This window comes from Kitasatospora sp. NPDC089797, from assembly GCF_040684795.1.
Taxonomy (GTDB): domain Bacteria; phylum Actinomycetota; class Actinomycetes; order Streptomycetales; family Streptomycetaceae; genus Kitasatospora.
Genome location: NZ_JBFBGS010000082.1, coordinates 24,351 through 30,834 on the forward strand (window position 1 = coordinate 24,351; position 6,484 = coordinate 30,834).

Consider the following 6,484-nt stretch of genomic DNA (forward strand, 5'->3'; position numbering starts at 1 on the left):
TCGGTCGGTCCGTGCGGGCAACCGGTGTGCCCACGGCTTGCCCGCACGGTCCTCTCCGTGGACGGTCCGCCTGACTTACCGTCTCGGCATGACCACATCCGCCGAACTCGGCCTGCCCGCGCTGACGGTGGCGCCCGGTGGCGTGGCCACCACGACCCTGACGGTACGCAACGACCTCGACATCGTTGAGGCGTACACGCTGGAGGTGGTCGGCGAATGTGCCGCGTGGACGACCGTGGAGCCGGCCCGGGTGTCGCTGTTCCCCGGGACCTCCCAGACCGTGACGGTGCGCCTGGCGCCACCGCGTTCGCCCGCCGCCCGCGCCGGTGACTTCCCGCTCGGCATCCGGGTCCTGCCGACCGAGCGTCCGGAGCTGGTGACGGTCCCCGAGGCCACCGTCACCGTCACCCCGTTCCAGGAGTGGCAGGCCGCGCTCGCGCCCCGCCGCCGCCGCGGCTGGCTGCGCGGCCGCTACCGCACCTCGGTGCGCAACCTCGGCAACGCCCCCGGCACGGTGGTGCTCACCCCGGGACAGGCCGGCGAGGACCTGCGGTTCCGGGCCACGCCGGAGCGGCTGCGGCTGGAGCCCGGCGAGTCCGGCGAGCTGCGACTGCAGGCGCGCGCCCGCAAGTTGATCTGGTTCGGCAAGCAGGCCAGCTGGCCGTTCGAGGTCACGGTGGGCCCGGAGCAGGCCGCCGCGGGCAAGCCCGCCGATGCCGGGAAGCCCGGCGACGGGAAGCCCGGCGGGGGCAAGACCCCTGACGGCAAGCCCGAGGCCGCCGCCACTCCCCCGACCGCCCCGACCACCCCCGCCGCTGCGGCCACCGAGGCCGCCACGGTTCAACGGCCGGTGCTGGACGGCGAGTTCATCCAGCTGCCGATCTTCCCCAAGTGGCTGCTGGCACTGCTGGCGGCGATCCTCGCCCTGCTGCTCGCCTGGTTCGCCCTGGTCCGCCCGGCGGTGCGCAGCTCCGCGAAGCAGGCCGCCGAACAGGCCGTCGCCCAGCAGAGCGCCTCCCCGAGCGCCCCCGGCCCCGGCACGCCCGGCGGCGCCCCGTCGGCCCCCGGCAGCAGCCCCGGCAGCTCGGCCAAGCCCGGCGCCGGACAGCCGGGCGGCGGCCCCGCCCCCGGCCCGGGCCAGGCCCAGCCGGGCACCGGCCGGCAGACCTCCGCCGCCATCGACGTGCAGACCGCGGGCGGCGGTGCGGCCAGCGGCAACTACCAGGTGCCGCGCGGCAAGGTCTTCGACATGACCGACCTCGTGATCGCCAACTTCCAGGGCGACCAGGGTGTGGTGACCATCATGGCCGGTAACCAGGTGGTCACGACGATCGCCCTGGAGACCTTCCGCAACTGGGACTACCACTGGGTGACTCCCCTCCAGATCCCGGAGAACCAGGCCGTGACCGCGAACGTGACCTGCGAGTCCCCGGGTACTCCGGCCTCGGGCAAGCAGGCGCCCACGTGTCACGAACTCCTCAACATCAGCGGAACGTTGAGCGACATCAGCAGGTAGGAGGATCCGGTCCGGTTGCCCCCGGGAGGACATCCCTCCCCCTCCCGGGGGCAACCGGACCGGAAAGGTGCACCCGAAGCACCGACGGTGTCAACGGGCCCCTTCCACCGGATTCGCCCCGTCCGCCCCAATGATCTTGCTCCTCCCCATCTCCCCTCACCCCCTGTGACCGTGTCAACATCCCGTGGTCACCGCCGTGGGCCCGCCCGTCGGCCGACAATCCGTTCGAGCCGTGCCGCTGCGGGGCACGTGCCCTCCCGGGGAAGTCCCGACAGGCCCCCGAGGGCAGCCGATCCGTCCCCCACGGACCGCCGGACCTGCCCCCCGGGAAAGCTACTGGCGCGTACTCAGTACAACAGCAATCCGGGACGGATCCGGCCACCGTGGCACGCCCGAGGCCGTATACGCACCGAATCGTCACAAGAGGGAAGCAAACCGCCACCAACTGCACCCACCCACCGAACGGACGGTCACCCGGCGGCCGGGAACACCGATGAGCACCGCCCCCGGACCGGGAGCGGTGCTCACTTGTTTCGTCAGATCTGTTGTCACACCGCCGAGTTGACGCCTATCGCCGCGGACCCGCAAGGGCGTACGCCACGGTGCCGACCACCAGCAGGGCCCACGCCGTTCCGGCGGAAGCCGTCGTGCTCGGGGAGAAGGTCATCCAGTGCAGCACCTCCCCCATCGTGCCGGGTGCGGGCGGGCTCAGCACGGTGACCGCGAGCCAGCCGACCGGCAGGGTCCAGGCGAGGTGCGCTCCCCACAGCGCCGCCCCGAGCGCGGCCAGACCGGCCAGTCCGGCGGCATCCCGGACGACGAGCCCGGTGGGGACCGACGCCGCTCCCACCAGCCGGAGCGCCGCCAGCCCCACGCCGGCGGCCGCACCGATCAGCAGGACGTGCACCGCCCGGCGGGGCACCCACCGGATCGCGGCCATCCGCTCCAGCGCCGCGTCCTGCCCGCCGAGCCCGATCGAGCCGGCCGCGACGTTCACCGCCAGGACCAGGACGACCGTCCCCGGGTCCATCGGGCCCGGGCCGCGGCCGGCCGCGGCCCACGCCGCCGCCACGACGACCAGGATGACGGCCGCCGAGGCCGGCGCCAGCCGCGAGCGCGCGTACAGGGTCACCCACCTCATCGGGACACCTCCCCCGTGAGCGGCGCCAGCTCGGTCCCGCAGGACAGCGCGGCGGCACGGACCCGGGCCATCCGGGAGCGCTGCTCGGCGGCCGGCAGGGAGTTCAGCGTCTCCCACGCGGCCCGGGCCTTCGTCCACTCCTGCTGCGTGTACGGGTCCCCGGCCGGCTGCTCCAGCGGGACGAGCCCGCGATCGCCGAGGGCCCAGCTCGCGGCGACGCTCTGCGCCGGGATCGTGGTCTGCCCGCCGCCCTCCCAGATGGTGCGGGGCCGACAGTTCGGCGCCAGGCCCTGGCCGACCATCAGACGGGTCAGTTCGGCGCCGGTCGCACGCGCGATCAGCGGGTCGTCGAGGTCGATCAGCACCACGTCCGCGGACAGCTGCCGCTCGTCCGACATCGCCCGCAGCGCGGTCTCCTCGTGCACCGAGGCCGGTGCCTGATCGCCCAGGGCCTGGTGCAGCACCCGCAGTGCCTCCTTGCCGCTCGCCGCGAACGCGGGCAGCTGTGAGCGGTGCGCCCGGGTCAGGCACACCGGGCCGTCGCAGACCGGGGCCGCGGCGGACCGGTCGACGACGAAGGTGTCCCGCGGATCGGCCGGCAGGACCAGCAGGGCCAGCACCGCCCCGGCCAGGACCGGAGCCGCGGAGAGCAGGCGGGCCCGGCGGGTCGAGGCCGCCAGCAGCGCGAACCCGGTGCCGAGCAGACCGAGGAACCACAGCGCCTGCCCCAGGTCCACCCTCCCGGACAAGGTCAGCAGCAGCTGGCGCGGCATGTCGGTCACCGGCGACAGCTGGGAGAACCGGTTCGGCGCCTGGCCGGACGGCAGTGCCCCGTCCGTGGTCTGGCGCAGGTACATGACCGTCAGCAGGGCGCCCACCACCAGGATCGGCGGGACGAGCACCGAGGGCAGCGCCCGGGCGACACCCATGCCGAACACGGCGGCCGCGGCCAGGGCCAGCACCGCGACCAGCGAGATCGGCAGCCACCCCACCGGAAGGTAGTCGGTGTCGGCGAACGCCACCTGGCCCGCGCCCCACAGGACGAGGAGGCCGAAGCCCGACGCCACCGCGAGTGCGAGCGCGCCGGCCGGCAGCGCCGCCCGGCGCCACGCCGGCCTCGGGGTGCTCGCCAGGAGTTCGCCCATCCGTGAGCGGGAGTCACGCAGCCCGTACACCGCCCCGAAACCCATCGAGAGCGGCCACAGGTAGGCCAGCAGGGAACGGGTCGTCAACGCCATCGGCGTCCACTGCGCGTTCCACGCCGTGGTGCCCCGCCACCACAGTCCGTCGAGCGCGTACAGGATGGCCAGGCTGCTGCCCAGCACGACCAGGCCGGCCCACAGGGCGACGGAACGCCGCAGTTCGATGCCCAGCACGCGCCCGCTCACCAGGTACCCCCCGGCTGCCCGGAGTCCTTGAGCAGGGCCGAGTAGCCGCGCTCCAGCGGGCTGTCGCCCGGGTACCCGGCGCCGCCGGCCGCGGCCAGGTCGTCCGGCGTGCCCTGGAAGACGAGCCGGCCCTCGGCGAACAGCACCACGTCGGAGCAGGCCGCCGCGACGTCCTCGACCAGGTGGGTGGAGACCACCACGCAGGTGTCCCGGCCCAGTTCCTGCAGCAGTTCGCGGAAGCGCAGCCGCTGGGCCGGGTCCAGACCGGCCGTCGGCTCGTCCAGCAGCAGCACCTCGGGGTCGTTGACGATCGCCTGGGCGATGCCGGCCCGCCGGACCATGCCGCCGGAGAGGGTCTTCATCCGGTGGTCGGCCCGGTCCGCCAGGCCCACCCGTTCCACCGCCCGCTGGACGGCCGCCGGGACCTCGGCCTTCGGCACCTCCTTCAACCAGGCCATGTACTCGACGAATTCGCGCACCGTGAAGCGCTTGTAGTAGCCGAAGTCCTGCGGCAGGTAGCCGATCCGGCGCCGCAGCGCCCGGTGGTCGCCCAGCCCGCCGACGGAGGTGCCGAGCAGCTCCAGCTCACCGCCGGCCGGCCGCAGCACCGTCGCCAGCGCCCGGATCAGGCTGGTCTTGCCCGCACCGTTGGGCCCCAGCAGGCCGTGGGCACCGAGGCCCAGGGAGAGGTCCAGTCCGTCCACGGCCATCTTCTTCCGGCCGACCCGCACCCGCAGGTCGCTGGCCCGGATCTCCCAGGCGTAGGTCTTCGGCGCGGTCTCGGCCGCGCGCGTCATGGGCACCATGCGGTGGCCCCTTTCGAGGGTCGATGGTCGTTTCGAGGGTCGTTGGTCGTTCAGGGCGTTGAGCAGAGCGATCGGAGCGATCAGAGCGTCGAGTAGGCGTTCCGCCGGGCGATCACGGCGCCGACGGCGAGGAGCAGGAGCAACGCCCAGGCCGGCATCCGGTCCGCCTCCAGGGCGAGCCGCACGGCGAGCGGGGCGTGGCGGGTCAGGCCCGCGGGCACCAGCACGGCGACACCCCAGCCGGCCGCCAGACCGGCGGCGGCCCGGGTGACCCCGACCACGCTGCCCAGGGCCAGGGCGGTGGAGGTGAAGGCCAGGGAGGGCAGCAGCCACTGAGCGGCCGTCGTCGTCCCGGTCAGCCACCCCGTCAGCAGGAGCCCGGGCACCACCACGGCGAGCACCGCCGTGGTCCGCCTGAGCAGCAGCGGCAGGCCCGCCCGGGCAGTCGAGGCGGTCAGCTCGTGCGCCGGGTCCAGCCCGCGCGACCAGGCCGCGGCGACCCCGAACAACGGCAGCACGGGGGCCACCAGCGACACCGGCGAGGCACCGCCGAGCACGGTCGTCGGCGCGATCGCGTCCAGCAGCAGCGCGGCCAGGGTGACGGCCACCGTCATCGCCAGCCACGGCGCCATCACCGGGGTCAGCCAGGCCGACACCCAGCCCGCCCGACGGCGCCGCGCGGGCGGTGCCGCAGTCGCCGCCAACTGCGGCTCCAGGCCGCTCCGGACGTTCGCCAGCAGCGTGCTGACCTCGGGCACCCCGTCGGCCACCGACGCCGCCAGCAGGCTCCGGCACGACGCGCAGGTCTCCAGATGGGCCTCCACCGCCCAGACGACGTCCGCCGGCATCGGCACGGCCCCCCGGGCGTAGTCGTCGATCAACCGCCTCGACGCGTGTTCCTCCCTCATCCCAGCGCCTCCCGCATCGCGATCCGGGCCCGGCGGGCACGGGTCTTGACCGTGCCCTCGGGCAGTCTGAGCAGCACGGCCGTCTCCCGGACGGAGAGCCCGTCGAGCACCGTGGCCTGCAGCACCGCACGGAGTTCCGGCGCCAACCGCCGCAGCGCGTCGCCGACATCGCCGCCGACGGTCCCCGCGAGCGCCTCCTCCTCGGCGGCCGGCACCACCGACCGCTCGGCGGCGGCGACCGGCGGCTCGGCGTGGTGGGCCCGGCGCCGGAAGGCGTCGACCAGCCGGCGCGCGGCGATCGTCCACAGCCACCCGACGGCCGTCCCGCCGACCGCGCTGCCGGCGAACGCGCCGGCCGCGCGCCACACCGCCAGATAGGTCTCCTGCATGACCTCGGCGACGATCTGCTCGTCCGAGCAGCGGCGGCGCAACCGCACCGCCAGCCACGGCGACGTCCGGCGGTACAACTCGTCGAACGCCCCGCGGTCGCCCCTGGCCACCAGCCGGAGGAGGCGTTCCTCGTCCAGCTCGTCCAGTGCTCTCCTGCGTGATCTCACACCAGCCAGACGCCCGGTACGACCTGCAGGTTCTTGCTGCGGCGTGAGCTGCGTCACAGTGGGCGGGCTTCCTGGTCCGGAAACGCGAAAAGGCCCACCCGGTAACCCGGGTGGGCCTTTTCTGAATGATTGTTCGGCGGCGTCCTACTCTCCCACAGGGTCCCCCCT

At 74.4% G+C, this 6,484-nt stretch carries 6 protein-coding genes; 1 reads left to right on the top strand and 5 read right to left on the bottom strand.

Going from position 1 to position 6,484, the window contains the following annotated elements:
* Window positions 1–88 precede the first annotated feature (88 nt).
* A complete protein-coding gene (locus AB0O91_RS39385; protein ID WP_363443741.1) occupies window positions 89–1,516 on the top strand; it encodes a hydrolytic protein in 1,428 nt (475 codons plus the stop codon).
* Window positions 1,517–2,084: 568 nt separating this feature from the next.
* Here the strand turns inward: AB0O91_RS39385 and AB0O91_RS39390 are convergent.
* The 5 genes from AB0O91_RS39390 to AB0O91_RS39410 form a co-directional block, all read right to left on the bottom strand.
* Window positions 2,085–2,657: a hypothetical protein gene (locus tag AB0O91_RS39390; RefSeq protein ID WP_363443744.1), complete on the bottom strand. Its 573-nt coding sequence runs from the start codon at window positions 2,655–2,657 to the stop codon at window positions 2,085–2,087.
* Window positions 2,654–4,045 (bottom strand): hypothetical protein, encoded by a 1,392-nt coding sequence (locus AB0O91_RS39395; protein ID WP_363443747.1) that lies wholly within the window; start codon window positions 4,043–4,045, stop codon window positions 2,654–2,656. Before AB0O91_RS39395 ends, AB0O91_RS39390 begins: the two co-directional genes overlap by 4 nt.
* On the bottom strand, window positions 4,042–4,851 hold the full coding sequence (locus AB0O91_RS39400) for an ATP-binding cassette domain-containing protein (RefSeq protein ID WP_363443750.1): 810 nt from the start codon (window positions 4,849–4,851) through the stop codon (window positions 4,042–4,044). The genes AB0O91_RS39395 and AB0O91_RS39400 overlap by 4 nt, the downstream gene beginning before the upstream one ends.
* 80 nt (window positions 4,852–4,931) lie before the next feature.
* On the bottom strand, window positions 4,932–5,759 hold the full coding sequence (locus AB0O91_RS39405) for a zf-HC2 domain-containing protein (protein ID WP_363443754.1): 828 nt from the start codon (window positions 5,757–5,759) through the stop codon (window positions 4,932–4,934).
* Window positions 5,756–6,316, bottom strand: a complete 561-nt coding sequence (locus AB0O91_RS39410) for an RNA polymerase sigma factor (protein ID WP_363443757.1) — start codon at window positions 6,314–6,316, stop codon at window positions 5,756–5,758. Before AB0O91_RS39410 ends, AB0O91_RS39405 begins: the two co-directional genes overlap by 4 nt.
* Between the last annotated feature and the right edge of the window lie 168 nt (window positions 6,317–6,484).